The following is a 22,145-nucleotide window of genomic DNA, read 5'->3' as shown; positions in this document are numbered from 1 at the left end:
CACCTGCTTACGGAGAAGAACCCCAATGACCGAGAGCACGACCATCCGCTGGGAACAGGACGAGACCGGCGTCGTCACCCTGGTGCTGGACGACCCCGCCCAGTCCGCCAACACGATGAACCAGGCGTTCAAGGACTCCATCGCCGCCGTCGCGGACCGCGCCGAGGCCGAGAAGGACTCCATCCGCGGCATCATCTACACCTCCGCGAAGAAGACCTTCTTCGCGGGCGGCGACCTCAAGGACATGATCAAGGTCCGTCCCGAGGACGCCCAGCGGGCGTTCGACACCACCGCCGCCATCAAGAGCGCGCTGCGCCGCATCGAGACCCTCGGCAAGCCCGTCGTCGCCGCCATCAACGGCGCCGCGCTCGGGGGCGGTTACGAGATCGCGCTCGCCGCCCACCACCGCATCGCCCTCGACGCCCCCGGCTCCCGGATCGGCCTGCCCGAGGTCACCCTCGGCCTGCTGCCCGCGGGCGGCGGCCTCACCCGCACCGTACGCCTCATGGGCATCACCGACGCGCTGCTGAAGGTCCTCCTCCAGGGCACCCAGTACACCCCCCGGCGCGCCCTGGAGAACGGCCTCGTCCACGAGGTCGCCGCCACCCGCGAGGAGATGCTCGACCAGGCCCGCGCCTTCATCGACGCCCATCCCGAGTCCCAGCAGCCCTGGGACGTCAAGGGGTACAGGATCCCCGGCGGCACCCCGTCGCACCCGAAGTTCGCCGCGAACCTCCCCGCCTTCCCGGCCAACCTCAAGAAGCAGCTCGCGGGCGCCCCGATGCCCGCGCCCCGCAACATCCTGGCCGCCGCCGTCGAGGGCTCGCAGGTCGACTTCGAGACCGCGCTGACCATCGAGGCCCGCTACTTCACCGAACTGGTCACCGGCCAGGTCGCCAAGAACATGATCCAGGCGTTCTTCTTCGACCTCCAGGCCGTCAACTCCGGCGCCGGCCGCCCCAAGGACGTCGAGGAGCGAACGGTCCGCAGGGTAGCCGTTCTCGGCGCCGGGATGATGGGCGCGGGCATCGCGTACTCCTGCGCCCGCGCCGGCATCGACGTCGTCCTCAAGGACGTCTCCGCCGAAGCCGCGGCCAAGGGCAAGGCGTACAGCGAGAAGCTCCTCGACAAGGCGCTCTCGCGCGGCCGCACCACCGAGGCGAAGCGCGACGAACTGCTGGCCCGCATCACCCCGACCGCCGACCCGGCGGACCTGGCGGGCTGCGACGCCGTCATCGAGGCCGTCTTCGAGGACGCCGCGCTCAAGCACCGCGTGTTCCAGGAGATCCAGGACGTCGTCGCACCGGACGCCCTGCTCTGCTCCAACACCTCGACCCTGCCCATCACCGTCCTCGCCGAGGGCGTCGAGCGCCCCGCCGACTTCATCGGGCTGCACTTCTTCTCGCCCGTGGACAAGATGCCGCTGGTCGAGATCATCAAGGGCGAGAAGACCGGTGACGAGGCCCTGGCCCGCGCCTTCGACCTGGTCCGACGGATCAGGAAGACCCCGATCGTCGTCAACGACTCGCGCGGCTTCTTCACCTCACGGGTCATCGGGCAGTTCATCAACGAGGGCGTCGCCATGGTCGGCGAGGGCGTCGAGCCGGCGTCCGTCGAGCAGGCCGCCGCGCAGTGCGGCTACCCGGCCAAGGTCCTCTCCCTGATGGACGAGCTGACCCTCACCCTCCCCCGCAGGATCCGGGAAGAGACGCGGCGGGCCGTCGAGGAGGCCGGTGGCACCTGGGTCGCGCACCCGGCGGACATCGTGATCGATCGCATGGTCGACGAGTTCGGCCGCCCCGGACGCAGCGGCGGCGCGGGCTTCTACGAGTACGACGAGAACGGCGGGCGCACCCGTCTGTGGCCCGGCCTGCGGGAGCACTTCGGCCACCGCGCGGACCCGGGCGGGGGCGGGTCCGGTGCCCGTCCCGGCACCGACATCCCCTTCACCGACATGAAGGAGCGGATGCTGTTCTCCGAGGCGCTGGACAGTGTCCGCTGCCTGGAGGAGAACGTCCTCACCTCCGTCGCCGACGCCAACATCGGCTCCCTCATGGGCATCGGCTTCCCGCCGTGGACCGGCGGCGTGCTCCAGTACATCAACGGGTACGAGGGCGGCCTGCCCGGCTTCGTGGCCCGCGCCCGGGAGCTCGCCGAACGGTACGGCGACCGCTTCCTGCCGCCCGCGCTGCTCGTGGAGAAGGCCGAGCGGGGCGAGACCTTCCACGACTGACCCGCCACGGCGGTGCCACCCCCGCGGGCCGCGTTCACCGCGCCGTGAACGCGGCCCGCAGCTCCTCCTTCAGCGACCGCTGGAACGCGGTCACCAGCGCCTGGATCACCATCGGCTGCATATGGGCGGACAGCGACTTCATCGCCGCCACGTGCTCCGGGTCCGCCTCCCGCTCCCGGTACGGGCCCCACACCTCGTCCCGGAACAGCCGCGTCAGCTCCTGCGCGGCGGACCGGGAGTGCTCCAGCAGCACCGTCCGCGCGGCCAGGATCGTCTCGTGCGCGATCGGCACGTCGAGCAGCTCGACCCCGAGCCGCAGCAGCCCCGGGTCCACCCGGTAGCGGCCGTCGACCGGCTCCGCGCGCTCCAGCACACCCATCGCCGCCAGCCGCGCGATGTCCTGCTCGCCCAGGGCACGGCCCGCCCGGCGCTCCAGATCCGCACGCGTCGCGTCCTGCGCCGAGTCCGGCGCCCACGACGCCACCAGCGCCCGGTGGATCGCCAGATCCTGCGCGCTCAGGTCCGGCGGGAGCTGTTCCAGGTAACGCTCGATCGCGGACAGCGTCATGCCCTGGTGCTGGAGCTCCTCGATGAGCGCGAGCCGGGACAGGTGCTCGGCGCCGTAGTGCCCGACGCGGCGCGGCCCGATCACCGGGGGCGGCAACAGTCCCCGGGTGCTGTAGAAACGTACGGTGCGCACGGTGACACCGGCGCGGGCCGCCAGCTCGTCGACCGTGAGCGCCGTCGGATCCTCGGTCCCGGTCGCCATGTCTGCTCCTCGCACTCCGGCCCGACGGGGAACGGCCGAACCCGCCCCCGACGGTTCAACAGTATTGCTGTCTCACCATCCCTGTGAAAATGCCCGGTGACCGCGGGGCGGATGGTGCCGCGGGCCCGCGGCACCCCGCCGCCCCGCGTGGGATGTCGGTGCCGGCCCGTACGGTGATCCCATGTCGGAGATCACGTACATCCGGGGCGACGCCACCGCGCCGCAGGGCAGCGGCGTCAAACTGATCGCGCACGTCTGCAACGACCTCGGCGGCTGGGGCAAGGGCTTCGTCCTGGCGATTTCGCGCCGCTGGCCCGAGCCGGAGGCGGCCTACCGCCGCTGGCACCGGGAGCGCGCGGGCAATGACTTCGCGCTCGGCGCGGCGCAGTTCGTCCGGGTGAGCCCGTACCTCTGGGTGGCCAACATGGTGGGCCAGCGGGGGATGCGCAGAGGCAGCAAGGGGGTGCCGGTGCGCTACGAGGCGATCGACACGGCGCTGGGGGCCGTGGCCGACCGGGCGGTCGCACTGGAGGCGTCGGTCCACATGCCCAGGATCGGCTGCGGGCTGGCGGGCGGCACATGGTCCAGGATCGAACCCCTGCTGGAGAAGCGCCTGCTGAGCCGGGGCATAGCGGTCACGGTGTACGACCACGACTGAGTCACTGGGCCCCGGCCGGTGTCACGGGCTCGCCGTGGCGGGGCCGGGTGCCGCGGCGCGGGCGCCTCAGCGCTCGGGGCGCAGACCGAAGACGATCGGCCAGTCGTCCGCGTCGGTGCCCACGTCGCCGGGCGCGCGGTCCGGGCCCGCGGTGAACACCGCGGTCAGCGGCGGCGTCAGCGCGTACCGGTCGGGGTCCACCGCGCACTCCGCGCGCAGGACCATCGCCGCCTCGGGGTCGACCGCCGAGCGGTCGGGAAAGGACGACGCGTCCACGCCGACCTGGCCCAGCGCGAACGGGTACACGGCGACGGCGACCTCCAGGCGGTCGCCGTCCAGGACGTGCTCGACCCAGCCGTCGGTCGGCAGCAGGTGGAAGGCCCTGTCGCCCTCGTAGCAGTAGTCGCCCAGCCGTGCGACGGCGTCCTCGCCGGGCGGGCCGTCCGGGTCGACGACGAGCGTCACGACGGGCGTGTCCGGCTCGTCGGGGTTCACGCCGGAACGAACGAGGAGCCGGGCCACGGGACGACCTCCGGGAACGGGGGCGGTGTACGGGGACTCAGTAGAACACGGCCGTCCGCGCGCGTGGCCGGTGCCTGCGGTGCCACGGTCCGTCAGGTGGGTCCGGCGGCCCGGTTCCCGTGTTCCGGGGCCCTTCACACGGCGCGGGAGCAGCAGCGGGCTGGCGAGGAGCAGTACCCCGCGCCGCCCGAATCGCGCCACGGGCCGGGGCGCCGGGCGTGAGCCGACGAGACCGCCGACGCGCGGGACGGCGAACCCGAGACCGCACTGCCGGGACGCGGACCCGAGGCGGCCCAGCAGCAGTGTCGCGAGCGGCGGCTCGGGCGCCGACGCGGGCGTGGGCCGAAGACCACGCGTCGGCGGGCGGCGCCGGTATACGCGTGGACGGGCCTGGGACGCGCGGGACGGGTTCTCGACCCGTCCCCGGGAACGCATACTGGTTCGTACCGGGACCGGGCGTCCGAGCCGTACGCCCGGCCGACCGCCGGGAGTCCCGCATGAGCACTTCGTCAGCGCGAGGCGCCGACCCCGTCCCTCCGCCGGCCGGGGGCGTGCTCTGGAGCATCTCCGGCGACATCCGTGCCCTGCTGATGCTGCCCGCCGCCCTCACCCTCCAGGTCGCCCATCCGGCGGTCGGCGCGGGCGTCGACGAGTACTCCGTCTTCCGTACGGACCCGTGGGGGCGTGGCGAGAGGTCCCTGCGCTCGCTCCAGCTCTGGGTGTACGGGGGAGAGGCGGCGGCCGAGGAGGGGCGCAGGCTCCGCGAGCTGCACCGCACCATCCAGGGGGTCGACAGCCGGGGGCGCCGGTACCACGCGTTGTCGCCCGCCACCTACGCCTGGGTGCACGCCACCGGCTTCCCCGTCTATCGGCATGCCGCGCGGTACCTGCTGCGGCCGTTCACCGAGGCGCAGGAGCGGGCCCTGTACCGGGAATGGCTCCAGGTGGGCAGGGTGCTCGGCATCCGCGACCAGGACATGCCGCAGACGATCGAGGAGTTCTGGCCCTACTTCCGCAAGACGCTCGCCGCGGAGATCGAGCGGACCGTCGTCGTCGAGGATCTGATCGCCACCGACCGCCCCGTACCGCCGCCGGACCGGGGGCCGTTGCCGTCGCGGCTGGTGCTGAGAGTGCTGTGGCCGGTGCTGTTCCCGCCGCTGGCCCGGTTCCGCCGCTTCGTCACCATCGGCCTGATGCCGCCGCAGGCGCGGGAGGCGATCGGGCTGGAGTGGACGGACGCACAGGAGCGCAGGCTGCGGCGGCTGGGCGCGGTGGTGCGGCGCGTCGTGCCCGTGCTCCCCGAGCGGCTGCGTTACCTGCCGTACGCGCGCCGGGCGCGTGCCGCGCACCGTGCTGCCGTGCGCGGTGACCGGGCGGACGCCGGACACAGGCCCGGCACACCGACCCGGCCGGTGTGATCACGGGTCGGTCCGCTCCGTGCGCAGGTGCGGGTTCCGTCGCCCACCGGGAGGAAGAAGGGCGGCGGAACCCGGAGAACGGTGCAGCCGTCAGGCCGGTCCGGGCGGACCGTCAGCGGCGGTCGTGGACCGTGTTCGTCGCGGCGATCTTCTTCCACGACGCGGGCCGCTCGGCCTTCGCGGGAGAGTGCGCCACGCGCTCCCCGGCCGCCGCCGGAGCCTCGGGCCGCGACGGCTGGTACAGCCAGGTGTCGAAGAAGTCGGCGAGGGGCGTGCCCGAGACCCGCTCGGCATAGGCCACGAAGTCGCCCACGCTCGCGTTCCCGTACGCGTGCTCGGCCGGCCAGCCCTTCAGCAGCGCGAAGAACGTTTCGTCGCCCAGCTTGTCGCGCAGCGCCTGAAGGGCCAGCGCCCCGCGGTCGTAGACGGCTGCGTGGAACTGGTCGTCGGGGCCCGGGTCGCCCGGCTTCACGGTCCAGAAGGGGTCGTTTGCGGGGTGCAGGGCGTAGGTGTGGTCGGCCAGTTCCCGCGCGGTGCCCTCGCCCTCCTTCTCCGACCACAGCCACTGGCTGTACCGGGCGAAGCCCTCGCTGATCCAGATGTCCTTCCAGCCCTTGACGGACACACTGTCGCCGTACCACTGGTGCGCCAGCTCGTGGACGACCACCGACACGTTGGATCCGTTCGCGAACTGCCGCGGGCTGTAGAACGGCCTGGTCTGCGTCTCCAGCGCGAACCCGCTCTTCACGTTGGGGGAGTACCCGCCGAGCGCGTCGAACGGATACGGCCCGAACACCTCCGTCAGCCACTCGGCGACCTCGGCGGTCCGCTCGATGCTGGCGCGTGCAGCCCCGGCGCCCGCGCCGAGATCCTTGCTGTACGCGTTGACGACCGGCAGCCCGTCCGCCGTGGTGTCCGTGGTGATGTCGAACTTCCCGATCGCCAGCGTCGTCAGGTACGTCGCCTGCGGCTTGGTGGAGCGCCAGTTGAATCGGGTCCAGCCGAGCTTCGAACTCTGCGACTGGAGCGTGCCGTTGCTGATCGCCTGGGTGCCGTCCGGCACCGAGACCGAGATGTCGTACGTCGCCTTGTCCAGCGGATGGTCGTTGCTGGGGAACCACCAGACGGCCGACTCCGGCTCCTGCGCGGCCACCGCGCCGTCCGGCGTACGGACCCAGGAGGTCCAGCCGTTCACCTCGACCTCGGACGGCTTCCCGGCGTACCGCACGACCACCGAGAGGGACCTTTCCTTCGCCAGTGCCCCGGCCGGGGTGATCTCCAGCTCCTGCTCACCGCTCCTGGTGAAAGCGGCCTTCTTGCCGTTCACCCGCACCTCGGACACGTCCAGCCCGAAGTCGAGGTTGAAGCGGGACAGCGCCTGTGTGGTCGTGGCGAGGATCGTCGCCGTGCCCTCCAGCAGGTCGGTCGCGGGCTGGTACTTCAGCCGCAGGTCGTAGTGGGACACGTCGTAGCCGCCGTTGCCGCTGGCCGGGTAATAGGGGTCGCCGATGGACGGGGAGCCCACGGTGCCCCCTGCGGCCGAGGCCGGGACCGCCAGCAGCAGGGAGGCCGCGAGGGCGCCGGGGACGATGAGTCTGCGGTGCACGAATGCTCCAAGTCGTCGGTTCGGATGGGCTTGAGCACTTGCCAGGACCCTGTGCAAAGACATGTCCATGACTGACGATGTCATGCATTCGCCGTTCCGCCGACATGGCACCGCGGCCGCGCCGACAACGAGAAACCCGATACGGCCCAGGTCCAGGACCCGCCGTGCGGACACCGGCTCGCCGAGGACCGGTCCGACGACGTCACGGACGAACTCGCTCCGCACGGTGTCACCGCACGACCCGACCGCGACGGAGCCCACGTGCCGCTGAGGCAGTCCGCCCGGAAGCCGATTCCCCTCCTCCCGGACGGAGGGCGGCGCACCACCTCCGCGGTCCGCGGCCCGGGCGGCGGCACAGCCCGTAGGATCGGCACCCTGATGACTGCCACTCTCGTCGCCAAGGACCTCGCCGCCGCGCACGGCGACCGCACCCTCTTCGCCGGGCTCGACCTCGTCGTCGCGCCCGGTGACGTGATCGGCCTCGTCGGAGCCAACGGCGCGGGCAAATCGACGCTGCTCCGGCTGCTCGCCGGACTCGACCGGCCGGAGCAGGGCGAGCTGCGGCTCTCGCCGCCCACCGCCACCGTCGGCCACCTCCCGCAGGAGCCGGAGCGGCGCCCGGGCGAGACCGTGCGGGAGTTCCTGGCCCGTCGCACCGGCGTCGCCGACGCCCAGCGCGCGATGGACGAGGCGACGCAGGGCCTCGTCGACGGGACGCCCGGTGCCGACGACGCGTACGCCGAGACGCTCGAACGCTGGCTGGCGCTCGGCGGCGCCGACCTCGACGAGCGCGCGGAGGAGGTCGCCGCCGACCTCGGCCTCACCGTCGGCCTCGACCTGCCGATGACCGCGCTCTCCGGCGGCCAGGCGGCCCGCGCGGGCCTCGCCTCCCTGCTGCTCTCCCGCTACGACGTCTTCCTGCTCGACGAACCCACCAACGACCTCGACCTCGACGGTCTGGAACGGCTCGAACGCTACGTCTCCGGGCTGCGCGCGGGCACGGTCGTCATCAGCCACGACCGCGAGTTCCTGACGCGGACGGTCACCAAGGTCCTCGAACTCGACCTGGCCCAGCAGACGATCAACCTGTACGGCGGCGGATACGCGGCCTACCTGGAGGAGCGCGAGCGGGCCCGCAGGCACGCCCGCGAGGAGTACGAGGAGTACGCCGACAAGCGCGCCGCCCTGGAGGACCGCGCCCACACGCAGCGCTCCTGGATGGACAAGGGCGTGAAGAACGCCCGCCGCAAGGCGACCGACAACGACAAGATCGGCCGCAAGTTCCGCAGCGAGGCGAGCGAGAAGCAGGCCGCGAAGGCCCGGCAGACCCAGCGCATGATCGAACGGCTCGACGTCGTCGAGGAGCCGCGCAAGGAATGGGAACTGCGGATGGAGATCGCCGCCGCGCCCCGGTCCGGCTCGGTCGTCGCGACCCTGCGCGAAGCACGCGTCGAACGGGGCGACTTCGTCCTCGGCCCGGTGTCCCTCCAGGTCGACTGGGCGGACCGGGTCGCGATCACCGGCGCCAACGGGGCGGGCAAGTCCACCCTCCTCGCCGCACTCCTCGGACGCCTCCCGCTGGACTCCGGACACGCGACGCTCGGTTCGGGCGTGGTGGTCGGCGAGGTCGACCAGGCGCGCAAGCTGTTCCACGGCCCGGAGTCGTTGCTGGACGCGTTCTGCGCCGCCGTGCCCGACAGCGAACCGGCCGAGGTCCGCACGCTGCTCGCCAAGTTCGCTCTGCGCGCGGACCATGTGCTGCGCCCCGCGACGACCCTCTCGCCGGGCGAACGCACCAGGGCCGCGCTCGCCCTCCTCCAGGGCCGCGGGGTGAACCTCCTCGTCCTCGACGAACCGACCAACCACCTCGATCTGCCCGCGATCGAGCAGCTGGAATCGGCGCTGGGCTCGTACCCGGGGACGCTGCTGCTGGTCACGCACGACCGGCGGATGCTGGAGGCGGTGCGCACGACCCGGCGCATCGAGGTGGTGGACGGCAGGATGAAGGAGTTCTGACCGTCCCGGTCCCGTGACCGCCGCTCCCGGTCCCGTACCCGCTCCTCCTCACCCGCGAGGGCGAGGGCCCGGCCGCCGCGCCGATGAGGGCCCGGCCGCGTGTCGGCGAGAGCGGAGGCCCGGCGCGGAGGCGGGAACGCGCCGGTCCGCGCGTACCCCGCCTCCGTCCGGGCGTCAGCGCTTCCTGCCGCCGTCCCGGTCCGGACCGGTCAGCCCGGCCCGCCGCAGGGCGTCCGCCATCGCGCTGTTCACCGGCGCCGGACGGGCGGCGCCGCCACCGCGCCGGTCGCGGTCCTGACCGCCCTGGCGCGGCCGCGGCGGCCGGGCACCCTGGCCACCCCGTTCACCGCGCTCCCGCCGGGACCCGCCGCCCTGGCCGGACGCTGCCGCCGCGTCGTCGAGCCGCAGCGTCAACGAGATCCGCTTGCGCGGAATGTCGACGTCCATGACCTTGACCTTGACGATGTCGCCCGGCTTCACGACGTCCCGCGGGTCCTTCACGAACGTCCGCGACATCGCCGACACATGCACCAGACCGTCCTGGTGCACCCCGATGTCCACGAACGCGCCGAACGCCGCGACATTGGTGACGACACCTTCCAGCACCATGCCGGACGCCAGGTCGCCGATCTTCTCGACGCCCTCCTTGAAGGCGGCCGTCCTGAACGCGGGCCGCGGGTCGCGCCCCGGCTTCTCCAGTTCCTTCAGGATGTCGGTGACCGTCGGCAGACCGAACTTCTCGTCCACGAAGTCGTCGGCCCGCAACGACCGCAGCACCCCCGTGTCGCCGATCAGCGAGGCGACGTCACCGCCCGTCCGCTTCGCCATCGCCCGCACCACCGGATACGCCTCCGGGTGCACGCTGGACGCGTCCAGCGGGTCGTCGCCCCGGATGCGCAGGAAGCCCGCACACTGCTCGTACGCCTTCGGGCCCAGCCGCGCCACGTCCTTGAGCGCCCTGCGCGACCGGAAGGGCCCGTTCGCGTCACGGTGCGCGACGATGTTCTCCGCGAGCCCCGCGCCGATCCCCGAGACCCGCGAAAGCAGCGGCGCCGACGCGGTGTTGACGTCCACACCGACACCGTTCACACAGTCCTCGACGACCGCGTCCAGCGACCGCGACAGCTTCACCTCGGACAGGTCGTGCTGGTACTGGCCGACCCCGATCGACTTCGGGTCGATCTTCACCAGCTCCGCCAGCGGGTCCTGGAGCCGCCGCGCGATCGACACCGCGCCGCGCAACGACACGTCCATGTCGGGAAGTTCCTGCGAGGCGAAGGCCGAGGCCGAGTACACCGACGCGCCGGCCTCCGAAACCATCACCTTCGTGAGGTTCAACTCCGGGTGCTTCGCGATCAGTTCACCGGCGAGCTTGTCGGTCTCGCGGGACGCCGTGCCGTTGCCGATCGCGACCAGTTCGACGGCGTGCGCCCGCGCCAGGTGCTCCAGCTTCGCCAGCGCCTGGTCCCACTTGTTCGCCGGGACGTGCGGGTGGATGACGTCCGTGGCGACGACCTTGCCGGTCGCGTCGACGACCGCGACCTTCACACCCGTGCGGAAACCGGGGTCGAGCCCCAGCGTGGCACGCGTCCCGGCCGGTGCGGCGAGCAGCAGATCGCGCAGGTTCGACGCGAAGACCCGCACCGCCTCGTCCTCGGCCGCCGTGCGCAGCCGCAGCCGCAGGTCGATGCCGAGGTGCACCAGGATCCTCGTCCGCCAGGCCCAGCGCACGGTCTCGCCCAGCCACGTGTCGCCGGGGCGCCCCTGGTCGCTCACCTCGAAGCGCCGGGCGACGATGCCCTCGTACGACGACGGTCCGGGCGTGTCCGAGGGCTCCTCCGGCTCCAGGACCAGATCGAGCACACCCTCCTTCTCGCCCCGCAGCATCGCCAGCACGCGGTGCGAGGGCAGTTCGGTGAACGGCTCGGCGAAGTCGAAGTAGTCGGCGAACTTCGCGCCCGCCTCCTCCTTGCCCTCGCGCACCTTCGCCGCCAGCCGGCCGCGCGTCCACATGCGCTCGCGCAGCTCACCGATCAGATCGGCGTCCTCCGAGAACCGCTCGGTGAGAATGGCGCGGGCGCCCTCCAGCGCGGCGGCCGGGTCCGCGACGCCCTTGTCCGCGTCGACGAAGGCGGCGGCAGCGGCGAGCGGTTGCACCGACGGGTCGCCGAGCAGCCCGTCGGCGAGCGGTTCGAGCCCCGCCTCGCGGGCGATCTGCGCCTTGGTGCGCCGCTTGGGCTTGAACGGCAGGTAGATGTCCTCGAGACGGGCCTTGGTGTCGGCGGCCCTGATCCGGGCCTCCAGCTCCTCGTCCAGCTTGCCCTGCTCGCGCACGGAATCGAGGATCGCCGCCCGGCGGTCCTCCAGCTCCCGCAGGTACCGCAGCCGCTCCTCAAGGGTGCGCAACTGCGCGTCGTCGAGCATCTCGGTCGCTTCCTTGCGGTAGCGCGCGATGAACGGCACGGTCGACCCGCCGTCGAGCAGCTCGACGGCCGCCTTCACCTGCCGTTCGCGTACGCCGAGCTCCTCGGCGATCCTGCCTTCGATGGACGTCGTCACGGTTCTACCGACTCGCCTTCTCGTACGGGCTGTGCTCGTGCCCCTCCCGGCACCAGCTGCACTGGCTGTGCTCACGGGGCCGGGGCCCCTTCGCCTGCATTGTGCCGGGTGGCCGGGCGCCGTGTCGCCCGGCCACCCCCGGCGCGGCCTCGTTGCGATGGCGGGAAAGGTGGGAGATTCGTCATTGCGGCCATCCGGGCGGTCGCGAAGGACGGTGTGCATGACGCAGAGATCCCTCTTGCGGTAGCCCCGCCCCGGCGGGCCGGTGGGTCAGCCGGCCCTCTCGGGCGGTCCGAAGCGCGGCACGCGCCGTTCCAGGAAGGCCGCGACACCCTCCGCGGTGTCGCGGCTGCGCCGCGCCCGCTCCGCCCAGTACGCGTCCCGGTCCCGGCGTCCGTCGGCGAACTCCTTCGCCGCCGCCTGCGTGAGCCACGAACGCGCCGCCAGCGTGCGCGTGTACGCGTCGACCCGCGCGTCCAGTCCACCGGCCGGAAGCACCTCGTCCACCAGCCCGGACCGCAGCGCCCGCGCGGTGTCGATCAGTTCGCCGGAGAAGAGCAGGTGCTTCGCCGTGGCCGGCCCGGTCAGCGCCACCAGCCGCCGGGTCGACGACGCCGGGTACACGATCCCGAGCCTGGCCGGGGTGACCCCGAACGAGGCACCGTCCTCGGCGAACCGCAGGTCGCAGGCGGCCGCGAGCTGACTGCCGCCGCCCACGCAGTAGCCGCGGATCGCCGCCAGCGTCGGCCGGGGAAATGCGGCCAGCGCCTCCTCGGCCGCCACGGAGAGCGTCTGCGGATCCTGCGACGGACCGCCGGGCAAGGACAGGGCCCCCGGCAAGGACGGGTCCCGGTGCGACGGAGCCCTGAGCGAGGCGATGTCCGCCCCGGCGCAGAAGGTGTCCCCGGCGCCCGTCAGCACCAGCGCGCGTACCGAGAGGTCCGCCGCCAGCCGCTCCAGCAGCGGGGGAAGCGCGTTCCACATCGAGGTCGTCATCGCGTTGCGCTTGGCAGGGTTGTCGATGACGACGGTGGCGACACCGTCCGCGACGGTGTGCGTCAGCCGGGGTTCCGTACGGTCCATGCGCCGGATGCTATCCGCACGGTTCGAACCTATGATCAAAAAGGGGTGGCCGTGCACCTGCGCACCGTGAGGAGCTTTCCGTGGCCGATCCCGCAGTCGAGGGCAGGAAGCTGAGCCGGAGTTTCGGCCGGCTGGCCCTGCTCGGCATCCTTCTCGTCGTGGCCGGTGTGATCGGCCTCGTCTACACCGGTGTCGCGACCCTGACATCGATGCTGCTCTTCGGCTGGTTGCTGCTGGTCGGTGGCGTCGTCGGTCTGCTCCACGCCATCGAGTCGCGGGGCAGCAACTACTTCTGGCTGGCGGTCGTGGTGGCTGCGCTGAACATCGCCGCGGGGGTCGTCGTCATCCGGCATCCGCACGGCACGGCCGAGGCGCTGACCATGTTCGCCGCGCTTCTCTTCCTGACCGGCGGGGTGTTCCGGCTGGTCGGCAGCGTCGTCGTGCGCGGCCCGCAGTTCGGCTGGACGCTGCTCCAGGGGGCCTTCGGGCTCCTCCTCGGTCTGTTGGTCCTCTTCGACTGGCCGCACAGCAGCCTCTACGTCCTCGGTCTCTTCTTCTCGCTGGCCCTGCTCTTCGACGGCCTCGGTCTGATCGCGATCGGGGTCGGCGGCCGACGCATCGTCTCCCTCGTCGCGGACCAGGGCACGGAACCGGAGCGTCGCCACCCGCGCATGGAAACGGACCGCAAGACGACCGGGGAACGGCCGGACGCGTCCACCGGAGAGGACAAGAACCAGTCCAAGAACTGATTGAGTCGGGCAGGTTCGATCAGAATTCGTCGATAGAAGTCGACTTTTATTCACTGGTCCGGTGCGGTGGCTACGCCGCGCACTCTGTACTCGACGTGCAGTCGCCGACGAGTCGAGGGCGGTACCGGACTATGGAGAGCCGCGGGAGGGTCCCCGCTCGGCCCCTGTCGTACGAAGGAGTCTGGCGGTTCACCGCCCCGGCCGTGGACGTCTCCGTCCCACGGGCCAGGCGCGCGGTACGCGATCTGCTGGACCGTCAGGGTGTGCCGATCGGCACCGACGCCGCCGAAGGACTGCTGCTCATCGTCTCCGAGCTGGTCACCAACGCGGTGAAACACGCCGCGCTGCTCTCGCCGGAACTCGCCGTCGAGGTGGCCGTCGGCGCGGCATGGGTCAGGGTGTCCGTGGAGGACAACCACCCCTACCGGCCGACGGCCCTGGAGACGGACCACGGGCAGACCGGCGGTCGCGGGCTGCTCCTCGTCCGGGAGATCACCCGGGAGGCGGGCGGTGCCTGCGACGTGCAGCACACCGCGGGCGGCGGGAAGATCATCTGGGCCGCGCTGCCGCTGAACCCGGGGCTCTGACCCGGCTTCCGCCGGATCCGCGGGCACCCGGTGACGCGGCTCCCGCGAGCACCGGGCGGCCCGTCCGCTACCAGCCGGCGGATGGTCCGGTCAGCTCCCTGACGGCCGGCCGGGCGGCGTCCAGCACCGTCATGAACCACGCCGAGAACGGCGCCTCGGCGTGCCGTTCGGCCAGTTCCTCGGCCGTGACGAACGCGGTCTCGCCGACCTCCTCCGGGTCCGGCCGCAGCCGGTCCTGCACCATGCCCACGAAGAGATGGTTGAACTCCTGCTCCACCAGGCCGGAAGCCGGGTCGGGGTGGTTGTAGCGGACCGTGCCCGCCGCGGCCAGCAGCGAGGGCGACACGCCGAGCTCCTCGTACGTGCGCCGGGCGGCGGCGGCGAAGGGCGCCTCGCCGGGGTAGGGGTGGCCGCAGCAGGTGTTCGACCAGACACCGGGGGAGTGGTACTTGCCGAGCGCGCGCCGCTGGAGCAGCAGCCGGCCGCGCTCGTCGAACAGGAACACGGAGAAGGCCCGGTGCAGCAGACCCGGCGGCTGGTGGGCGGAGAGCTTCTCCGCCGTACCGATGGTGGTGCCGTTCTCGTCGACCAGTTCGAGCATGATCGCTTCTGCTGTGCCGTTCGACGAGCTGTGCGCCGCGGTGGCTGGTGTGGTCGGCATACCCATCCTTCGCTATGGTCCCGGCCCGGTGCGCCGGTCCCGTCGAGTCCGCTCAAGTCTGCCGTACAAAAGCCGCTCGTCCGCACTACGGGTCCGCATGTCCGGACTCGGCGCCATCACCGCACGGGGGCGGTCCGGACGGCCCTCGGACGGCGGAGGCGGCCGGGCGGATCGTGCCCCGCCGCACCGGCGCCGCCATCGCCTCGCCCCGGGACGCCGAAGGTCGGCCGGATCCCGCAACGGGCGGTGTGGTCGTGATCAGTCACCGCGGGACACCTCTGCGGTCGAGGGACCCGGTCGGCCGTTCAGTGACAGAGACCCGCCTCGTGCTCGGCGTGGCCGCTCGGCTCCAGTTGGAACGTGCAGTGCTCGACGTCGAAGTGGTCGCCCAGGCACCCCTGGAGTTCGTGGAGGAGCTTCTCGTGGCCGACCGAGTCCAGCACCTCCTGGCTCACCACCACATGCGCGGAGAGCACCGGCATCCCCGAAGTGATCGTCCAGGCGTGCAGGTCGTGGACGTCCAGGACCCCGGGCAGCGCCGTGATGTGGGCCCGTACGTCCCCCATGTCCACGCCCGTCGGGGCCGCCTCCAGCAGCACGTTCAGCGTCTCACGGAGCAGCTTCACGGTGCGGGGGACGATCATCAGGCCGATCACCAGGGAGGCGATCGGGTCGGCGGCCTGCCAGCCGGTGGCCAGGATGACGCCCGCCGAGACCAGCACGGCGACCGAGCCGAGCGTGTCCGCGAGCACCTCCAGATAGGCGCCGCGCACATTGAGGCTCTCCTTCTGCCCGCGCAGCAGCAGCGACAGGGAGACGAGATTGGCGGCCATACCGACCAGGGCGAAGACGACCGTCAGCCCGCCCCTGGTCTCGGCGGGGTTGATGAAGCGCCCGACCGCCTCGAAGAGCAGGAACCCCCCCACCCCGAGCAGCAGCAGACAGTTGGCCAGCGCCGCGAGGATCTCGGCGCGGGCGAAGCCGAAGGTGCGGTTGAGCCCGGCGGGCCGGTTGGCGAAGTGGATCGCCAGCAGAGCCATGCCCAGTCCCAGGGCGTCGGTCGCCATATGGGCCGCGTCGGCGATCAGGGCGAGCGAGTCGGCGAGCAGCCCCCCGACGACCTCCGTGACCATGACGGTGAGTGTGATGCCCAGCGCGATCCGCAATCGACCCTTGTACGCGGCGGCGGCCGTGCCGGTGGGCGGCGGCCCGCCGTGGGTGTGTCCGTGATCGTGCCCTGCCCCCATGGGGACGCCTCCCGATCGTCTCGCGGACTCGGGCACGGTCGGCCCGAGCACTGCCAGTGAACTACGGGTGGGGGGTATCGGGCAACACGGCACTGAACACCGTTGTCATGTGCCCTGACCTGCGGAAACACTTGCAGGTCAGGGCGGTGGGGTGATCAGCGGAAGGTCAGTTCGTGCGTGCCTCGGGGTGCTGGAGACACCAGCCGTCCCAGGCGGATTCGACCATCTCGCGCACGTCGCGCCGGGCCGTCCAGCCGAGATCCCCGGACATCCGGGCGGCGGACGCGACGGCCTTCGCCCCGTCGCCGGGGCGGCGCGCCTCCACCACCGGCGGCACGTGCCGGCCGGTGACCTCGCCCACGAGACCCGCGATCTCCCGTACCGACACCCCCTCGCCGCGGCCGATGTTCACGGTCAGGTCGTCGGCGTCCCCTTCGGCCCGCGCGGCCAGACTCCGGGCGACGGCCAGATGCGCGTCGGCGAGATCGGCGACGTGGATGTAGTCGCGGATGCCGGTGCCGTCGGGGGTGGGGTAGTCGTCACCGAAGATTCGGGGCGCCTCGCCCCGGGTCAGCCGTTCGAAGAACATCGGGATCACGTTGAAGGCGCCCGTGTCCGCCAGTTCCGGCGCCGCCGCCCCGGCCACGTTGAAGTAACGCAGACAGGCGGTGGACAGCCCGTGCGCCCGCCCGGCCGCCCGGACCAGCCACTCCCCGGCGAGCTTCGTCTGGCCGTAGGGACTGATCGGGGCACAGGGCGTCTCCTCGGTGATCAGTTCCACATCCGGCACGCCGTACACGGAGGCGGAGGAGGAGAACAGGAAGTGCCGTACCCCGGCGGCGACGACCGCCTCCAGCAGCGCGGTCAGCCCGGCCAGATTCTCCCGGTAGTACAGCAGCGGCCGCTCGACGGACTCGCCGACCTGCTTCTTCGCCGCGAGATGCACCACACCCGTCACCGCGTGCCGCGCCAGCACCTCGTCGAGCAGCGCGCGGTCGGCCACCGAGCCCTCGATCAGCGGCACACCGGCCGGGAGCCGTCCGGCGACGCCGGTCGACAGGTCGTCGAGGACGACGACCCGCTCACCCGCCTCCGCCATGGTCCGCACCACGTGTGCGCCGATGTACCCCGCCCCGCCTGTGATCAGCCATGTCATACGGACCAGCCTAGGGGCTGTCCCGCAGTCCCCGGCGGGCGTGCGGCGTCAGCCACGACACCTCGCCGCGTTGCCGGAACGCCCGAGTGCATCCAGTATTCGGGTGTCCTCCGCCTTGCGCTGCACCGCATCCGACGCCGCACGCCGATCCGCCAGGGATCACGGGACAGCCCTGAGGGCGTGTCCCGGCAGCGGCACCGCCGTCCCGGAGCGTACGGGGAGGGCCAGGGTTCCCGCCGGGCGCTCCGTCCGCGCTGCGGGCCCTCTCGCCCGATCCGGGCGGGATTGGCCCGGATCCGTACCACCGCGTTTTGTCAGGCGAGGCGGGAATCGACGATGATGATCGCGGGCGATGCCGCATGACGCCGGTCCGTCCCAACGGAGCACGAACGGGCGGTGAACTCCCGCTTCCGTTCATCCGATAGCCTCTGCCGACGTGCCGTCGGCCCGCTTCCGGGCCGCGTTGCAGCGCGCCGACCCCGTCAGCACCAAGGAGTGAGTTCGTCTGTCGACCGCCATCCTCACCGGTGCTCCGCTGCCCGGATCCTCGCTCGCGGACGATCTGCGGTCACTGGGCTTCGACGTACAGGCCGCCGCCGACGCGACCGAGACCGCGCGGCTCCTCGCGGCCGTTCCCGCCGACCGCCGCGTCGCACTGGTCGACCCCCGTTTCGTCGGTCACGTACACGCCCTCCGGCTCGGACTGACCGACCCGCGCTTCCCGGCCGCCGCCGTCCGCGGCGCGCTCACCGCGCAGCCGGAGGCCCGCCCCGCGCTCGCCCGGGCCCTGGTCACCGCCGTGTCCGACGGCTCCGCAGCACCCACCGCCGCCGGCACGACTGTGGCGACGGTCACCGACCACACCCTGCCGGGCCGCGTCGCCGGTCTCCTGGACGCCGAGGGCATCCCCGTACAGCGCCCCGAACTGGGCTCGCTGGTCGCCGCCGTCCCGGCCGACGCGCCCGCGCGCGCCGAGGCGGAGGGTGCCGTCGCCGCCGTCGACGACGAGGCGATACGGCTGCGCAGTGCCGTGAAGTCCCGCGACGGCTTCTTCACCACGTTCCTCATCAGCCCGTACTCCCGCTACATCGCCCGCTGGTGCGCGCGGCGCGGGCTCACCCCCAACCAGGTCACCACCGCCTCCCTGCTGACCGCCCTGATCGCGGCCGGCAGCGCGGCCACCGGCACCCGTGCGGGCTTCGTCGCCGCCGGCGTGCTGCTGCTCCTCTCCTTCGTCCTGGACTGCACCGACGGGCAGCTCGCCCGCTACTCGCTCCAGTACTCGACGCTGGGCGCCTGGCTGGACGCCACCTTCGACCGGGCCAAGGAGTACGCCTACTACGCGGGGCTCGCCCTCGGGGCCGCCCGGGGCGGGGACGACGTCTGGGCGCTGGCGCTCGGCGCCATGGTGCTCCAGACCTGCCGGCACGTCGTCGATTTCTCGTTCAACGAGGCCAACCACGACGCGGTGGGCAATTCGAGTCCCACGGCCGCCCTCTCCGACCGGCTCGACAGCGTGGGCTGGACGGTGTGGCTGCGCCGGATGATCGTGCTGCCGATCGGGGAGCGCTGGGCGATGATCGCGGTGCTCACCGCGGCGACCACGCCCCGGATCGTCTTCTACGCCCTGCTCGGCGGCTGCGCCTTCGCCGCCTGCTACACCACCGCGGGCCGGCTGCTGCGCTCGCTGACCCGCAGGGCCGAGCGCACCGACCGGGCCGCCCGGGCCCTGGCCGACCTCACCGACTCCGGCCCGCTCGCCCAGGCCGTCGCGGCGTTCGGTCGCAGGCTCGGCGGCAACTGGAGCGCCCCCGTCGCGGCCCTGCTCGCCGGAGCGCTCATGATCGCCTCCGCGCTCACGCAGCCCTTCGGGAGCTGGCACACCATCCTCGCGGCCGTCGTGTACGCGATGTTCTCCGGCATGGCTGTCTCCCGCCCCCTCAAGGGCGCCCTGGACTGGCTCGTACCCCCGATATTCAGGGCGGCCGAGTACTGCACCGTCCTGATCCTCGCCGCCCGCAGCGACGTCCCGGGGGCGCTCCCCGCGGCCTTCGGGCTGGTCTCGGCCGTCGCCTACCATCACTACGACACCGTCTACCGCATTCGCGGAGGCACCGGCGCGCCGCCCCGGTGGCTGGTGCGCACGATCGGCGGGCACGAGGGCCGCACCCTGGTGGTGGCCGTACTCGCCGCCGTACTCACCCGGCATTCAGCGTTCACCATGGCGCTCACCGCGTTCGCGGTGGCCGTGGCACTGGTGGTGCTCGTGGAGTCCATCCGCTTCTGGGTGTCCTCAGGAGCACCCGCCGTTCACGACGAAGGAGAACCCGCATGATCGGCCTCGTACTGGCAGCCGGTGCCGGGCGGCGACTGCGCCCCTACACCGACACGCTCCCGAAGGCCCTCGTGCCGGTGGACGGCGAGAAGACGGTCCTGGACCTCACGCTGGCCAACTTCGCGGAGATCGGCCTCACCGAGGCCGCCGTCGTCGTCGGCTACCGCAAGGAGGCCGTGTACGCCCGCAAGGCCGAGTTCGAGGAGAAGTACGGCCTCGCCCTCACCCTGATCGACAACGACAAGGCCGAGGAGTGGAACAACGCCTACTCCCTGTGGTGCGCCCGCGACGTCCTCGCCCGCGGCGTCATCCTGGCGAACGGCGACACCGTCCACCCCGTCTCCGTCGAGAAGACCCTGCTCGCCGCCCGCGGCGACGGGCAGAAGATCATCCTGGCGCTCGACACCGTGAAGCGCCTCGCCGACGAGGAGATGAAGGTCGTCACCGAGGACGGCCGGGGTGTGCGGTCCATCACCAAGCTGATGGACCCGGCCACCGCGACCGGCGAGTACATCGGCGTCACCCTCATCGAGCCGGAGGCCGCCGCCGAACTCGCCGACGCCCTGAAGGCGACCTTCGAGCGCGACCCGGACCTCTACTACGAGGACGGCTACCAGGAACTCGTCGACCGCGGCTTCACCGTCGACGTGGCCCCCATCGGCGAGGTGGCGTGGGTCGAGATCGACAACCACGACGACCTCGCGAAGGGCCGTGAGATCGCGTGCCAGTACTGACCCGGCTCATTCCGTCCCCGGTCGTCGTCGACATCAGCCGCGGCGCCCTGGACGACCTGGCCGGCCTCCTCGCCGACCAGCGGATCTCCGCCTCCGGCAAGCTCGCCGTCGCGATCAGCGACGGGTCGGGGCGCGCGCTGCGCGAACGGCTGGCCCCCGCACTGCCCGGTGCCCACTGGTACCCGGTCGCGGACGGCAGCCTCGACTCGGCGGTCAAGCTCGCCGACGACATCAAGGGCAACCGGTACGACGCCGTGGTCGGACTCGGCGGCGGCAAGATCGTCGACGTGGCCAAGTACGCCGCCGCGCGCGTGGGGCTGCCCATGGTCGCGGTGGCGACGAACCTCGCCCACGACGGGCTCTGCTCGCCGGTCGCCACGCTGGACAACGACAACGGCCGGGGCTCCTACGGGGTCCCGACCCCGATCGCCGTCGTCATCGACCTCGACATCGTCCGCCAGGCACCGCCCCGCTACGTGCGCTCCGGCATCGGCGACGCGGTCTCCAACATCTCGTGCGTGGCCGACTGGGAACTCGCCCGCGACGTCAGGGGCGAGAAGGTCGACGGCCTCGCCGCGGCCATGGCCCGGCAGGCCGGCGAGGCCGTGCTGCGCCACCCCGGCGGGATCGCCGACGACGGCTTCCTCACGGTGCTGGCCGAGGGCCTCGTGCTGACCGGCATCTCCATGTCGGTGGCAGGAGACTCCCGGCCCGCATCGGGCGCCTGCCATGAGATCAACCACGGCTTCGACCTGCTGTACCCGAAGCGTGCGGCCAGCCACGGCGAGCAGGTCGGCCTCGGCGCCTGCTTCGCCATGCACCTGCGCGGTGCGCGCGAGGAGTCGCTGCTCATGGCGGCCGTGCTGCGCCGGCACGGCCTGCCCGTGCGGCCCGAAGAGATCGGTTTCACCGCCGACGAGTTCGTCCGCGCCGTCGAGTACGCCCCGCAGACCCGTCCGGGACGCTTCACGATCCTCGAACACCTCAACCTGTCCACCGACCAGATCAGGGACGCGTACGCCGACTATGCAAAAGCCATCGATAGCTGAACTCCGCCCGGTCGTGCACCCTCCGGGCGTGAAGGACCGGCGCAGTGGTGAGCACTGGGCGGGGCGGCTCTACATGCGCGAGATCTCCCTGCGCGTGGACCGGCACCTGGTGAACACCCGGATCACGCCCAACCAGCTGACCTATGTGATGACCGTCGCGGGCGTGCTCGCCGCGCCGGCCCTGCTCGTCCCGGGCATCCCCGGGGCGCTGCTCGGCGTGCTCATGGTCCAGCTCTACCTGCTGCTCGACTGCGTCGACGGCGAGGTGGCCCGCTGGAAGAAGCAGTTCTCGCTGGGCGGGGTCTATCTGGACCGGGTCGGTGCGTACCTCTGCGACGCGGCCGTGCTCGTCGGTTTCGGTCTGCGGGCCGCCGACCTGTGGGGTTCCGGACGGATCGACTGGCTGTGGGCCTTCCTGGGGACCCTCGCGGCCCTCGGCGCCATCCTGATCAAGGCCGAGACCGACCTCGTCGGCGTCGCGCGCCACCAGGGCGGACTTCCCCCGGTCAAGGAGGCCGCCTCCGAGCCGCGCTCGTCCGGCATGGCGCTCGCCCGTCGGGCCGCCGCCGCGCTCAAGTTCCACCGGCTGATCCTCGGCGTCGAGGCGTCCCTGGTGGTCCTGGTGGCGGCGGTGTTCGACGCGGTCAGGGACGACCTGTTCGTCAGCCGTCTCCTGGTCGCGGTCCTGGCCGGCATCGCGCTGCTGCAGACCCTCCTGCATCTCGTGTCGATCCTCGCATCGAGCAGGTTGAAGTGAGCACAT

At 72.2% G+C, this 22,145-nt stretch carries 18 protein-coding genes; 10 read left to right on the top strand and 8 right to left on the bottom strand.

All coding sequences use genetic code 11. The annotated features are described in order from the left end of the window. The first annotated feature begins 25 nt into the window (after positions 1–25). Positions 26–2,233, top strand: coding sequence for a 3-hydroxyacyl-CoA dehydrogenase NAD-binding domain-containing protein (locus ACGF2V_RS11225; protein WP_362706333.1), 2,208 nt, complete (start codon positions 26–28; stop codon positions 2,231–2,233). A gap of 34 nt (positions 2,234–2,267) precedes the next feature. Here ACGF2V_RS11225 and ACGF2V_RS11220 read toward each other — a convergent pair whose 3' ends face one another. Further along, positions 2,268–3,002: a MerR family transcriptional regulator gene (locus ACGF2V_RS11220; protein ID WP_362622803.1), complete on the bottom strand. Its 735-nt coding sequence runs from the start codon at positions 3,000–3,002 to the stop codon at positions 2,268–2,270. A gap of 181 nt (positions 3,003–3,183) precedes the next feature. Here ACGF2V_RS11220 and ACGF2V_RS11215 point away from each other — a divergent pair, with 181 nt between their 5' ends. Continuing rightward, positions 3,184–3,660 (top strand): macro domain-containing protein, encoded by a 477-nt coding sequence (locus ACGF2V_RS11215; protein ID WP_362622801.1) that lies wholly within the window; start codon positions 3,184–3,186, stop codon positions 3,658–3,660. Positions 3,661–3,726: 66 nt separating this feature from the next. On the opposite strand, the gene ACGF2V_RS11210 is transcribed toward ACGF2V_RS11215, so the two are convergent. Further along, entirely contained in the window at positions 3,727–4,182 is a 456-nt protein-coding gene (locus ACGF2V_RS11210) for a hypothetical protein (RefSeq protein ID WP_362706581.1), read from the bottom strand. Positions 4,183–4,679: 497 nt separating this feature from the next. Between ACGF2V_RS11210 and ACGF2V_RS11205 the strand changes: the two genes are divergently transcribed. Continuing rightward, the gene (locus tag ACGF2V_RS11205; protein WP_362706330.1) at positions 4,680–5,600 is read left to right on the top strand and encodes an oxygenase MpaB family protein; all 921 of its coding nucleotides are present in this window, start codon (positions 4,680–4,682) and stop codon (positions 5,598–5,600) included. A gap of 112 nt (positions 5,601–5,712) precedes the next feature. Here ACGF2V_RS11205 and ACGF2V_RS11200 read toward each other — a convergent pair whose 3' ends face one another. Next, positions 5,713–7,206: a M1 family metallopeptidase gene (locus ACGF2V_RS11200; protein ID WP_362706328.1), complete on the bottom strand. Its 1,494-nt coding sequence runs from the start codon at positions 7,204–7,206 to the stop codon at positions 5,713–5,715. Positions 7,207–7,584: 378 nt separating this feature from the next. Here ACGF2V_RS11200 and ACGF2V_RS11195 point away from each other — a divergent pair, with 378 nt between their 5' ends. Continuing rightward, positions 7,585–9,222, top strand: coding sequence for an ABC-F family ATP-binding cassette domain-containing protein (locus ACGF2V_RS11195; protein WP_362622789.1), 1,638 nt, complete (start codon positions 7,585–7,587; stop codon positions 9,220–9,222). 174 nt (positions 9,223–9,396) lie between these two features. On the opposite strand, the gene ACGF2V_RS11190 is transcribed toward ACGF2V_RS11195, so the two are convergent. Both ACGF2V_RS11190 and ACGF2V_RS11185 read right to left on the bottom strand, forming a co-directional pair. Then, a complete protein-coding gene (locus ACGF2V_RS11190) occupies positions 9,397–11,781 on the bottom strand; it encodes a Tex family protein (RefSeq protein ID WP_362706325.1) in 2,385 nt (794 codons plus the stop codon). Between the two features lie 270 nt (positions 11,782–12,051). Then, positions 12,052–12,864 carry an enoyl-CoA hydratase-related protein gene (locus tag ACGF2V_RS11185; protein WP_362706322.1) on the bottom strand — a complete coding sequence of 271 codons (813 nt, stop codon included), beginning with the start codon at positions 12,862–12,864 and terminating at the stop codon, positions 12,052–12,054. An 80-nt stretch (positions 12,865–12,944) separates the two neighbouring features. On the opposite strand from ACGF2V_RS11185, the gene ACGF2V_RS11180 reads away from it, so the two are divergent. Together ACGF2V_RS11180 and ACGF2V_RS11175 are read left to right on the top strand one after the other, a co-directional pair. Then, the gene (locus ACGF2V_RS11180) at positions 12,945–13,613 is read left to right on the top strand and encodes a DUF308 domain-containing protein (protein WP_362622782.1); all 669 of its coding nucleotides are present in this window, start codon (positions 12,945–12,947) and stop codon (positions 13,611–13,613) included. A gap of 131 nt (positions 13,614–13,744) precedes the next feature. Continuing rightward, positions 13,745–14,200: an ATP-binding protein gene (locus ACGF2V_RS11175; protein ID WP_362706319.1), complete on the top strand. Its 456-nt coding sequence runs from the start codon at positions 13,745–13,747 to the stop codon at positions 14,198–14,200. A gap of 67 nt (positions 14,201–14,267) precedes the next feature. Here ACGF2V_RS11175 and idi read toward each other — a convergent pair whose 3' ends face one another. The 3 genes from idi to galE all read right to left on the bottom strand — a co-directional run bounded on the left by idi (position 14,268) and on the right by galE (position 17,264). Then, complete coding sequence (gene idi, locus ACGF2V_RS11170) at positions 14,268–14,861, bottom strand: isopentenyl-diphosphate Delta-isomerase (RefSeq protein WP_362622778.1); 594 nt, start codon at positions 14,859–14,861, stop codon at positions 14,268–14,270. A gap of 305 nt (positions 14,862–15,166) precedes the next feature. Then, positions 15,167–16,108 (bottom strand): cation diffusion facilitator family transporter, encoded by a 942-nt coding sequence (locus ACGF2V_RS11165; RefSeq protein WP_362622776.1) that lies wholly within the window; start codon positions 16,106–16,108, stop codon positions 15,167–15,169. A gap of 166 nt (positions 16,109–16,274) precedes the next feature. Then, positions 16,275–17,264, bottom strand: coding sequence for a UDP-glucose 4-epimerase GalE (gene galE / locus ACGF2V_RS11160; protein WP_362706316.1), 990 nt, complete (start codon positions 17,262–17,264; stop codon positions 16,275–16,277). A 655-nt stretch (positions 17,265–17,919) separates the two neighbouring features. Between galE and ACGF2V_RS11155 the strand changes: the two genes are divergently transcribed. Genes ACGF2V_RS11155 through ACGF2V_RS11140 form a run of 4 tightly spaced genes read left to right on the top strand, consistent with a single transcriptional unit; the run spans position 17,920 to position 22,139 of the window. Then, on the top strand, positions 17,920–19,599 hold the full coding sequence (locus tag ACGF2V_RS11155) for a DUF5941 domain-containing protein (protein WP_362706579.1): 1,680 nt from the start codon (positions 17,920–17,922) through the stop codon (positions 19,597–19,599). Then, positions 19,596–20,333, top strand: coding sequence for a phosphocholine cytidylyltransferase family protein (locus tag ACGF2V_RS11150; RefSeq protein ID WP_362622770.1), 738 nt, complete (start codon positions 19,596–19,598; stop codon positions 20,331–20,333). Before ACGF2V_RS11155 ends, ACGF2V_RS11150 begins: the two co-directional genes overlap by 4 nt. Continuing rightward, positions 20,321–21,382 (top strand): iron-containing alcohol dehydrogenase family protein, encoded by a 1,062-nt coding sequence (locus tag ACGF2V_RS11145; protein ID WP_362622767.1) that lies wholly within the window; start codon positions 20,321–20,323, stop codon positions 21,380–21,382. The genes ACGF2V_RS11150 and ACGF2V_RS11145 overlap by 13 nt, the downstream gene beginning before the upstream one ends. Further along, complete coding sequence (locus ACGF2V_RS11140; protein ID WP_362622765.1) at positions 21,360–22,139, top strand: CDP-alcohol phosphatidyltransferase family protein; 780 nt, start codon at positions 21,360–21,362, stop codon at positions 22,137–22,139. The genes ACGF2V_RS11145 and ACGF2V_RS11140 overlap by 23 nt, the downstream gene beginning before the upstream one ends. Positions 22,140–22,145: the final 6 nt, after the last annotated feature.

Source organism: Streptomyces sp. NPDC047982, from assembly GCF_043204165.1.
Classification (GTDB): Bacteria; Actinomycetota; Actinomycetes; order Streptomycetales; family Streptomycetaceae; genus Streptomyces.
Note: the sequence above shows the minus strand (reverse complement) of the source record. Positions and strands in the feature narration are given on the sequence as shown.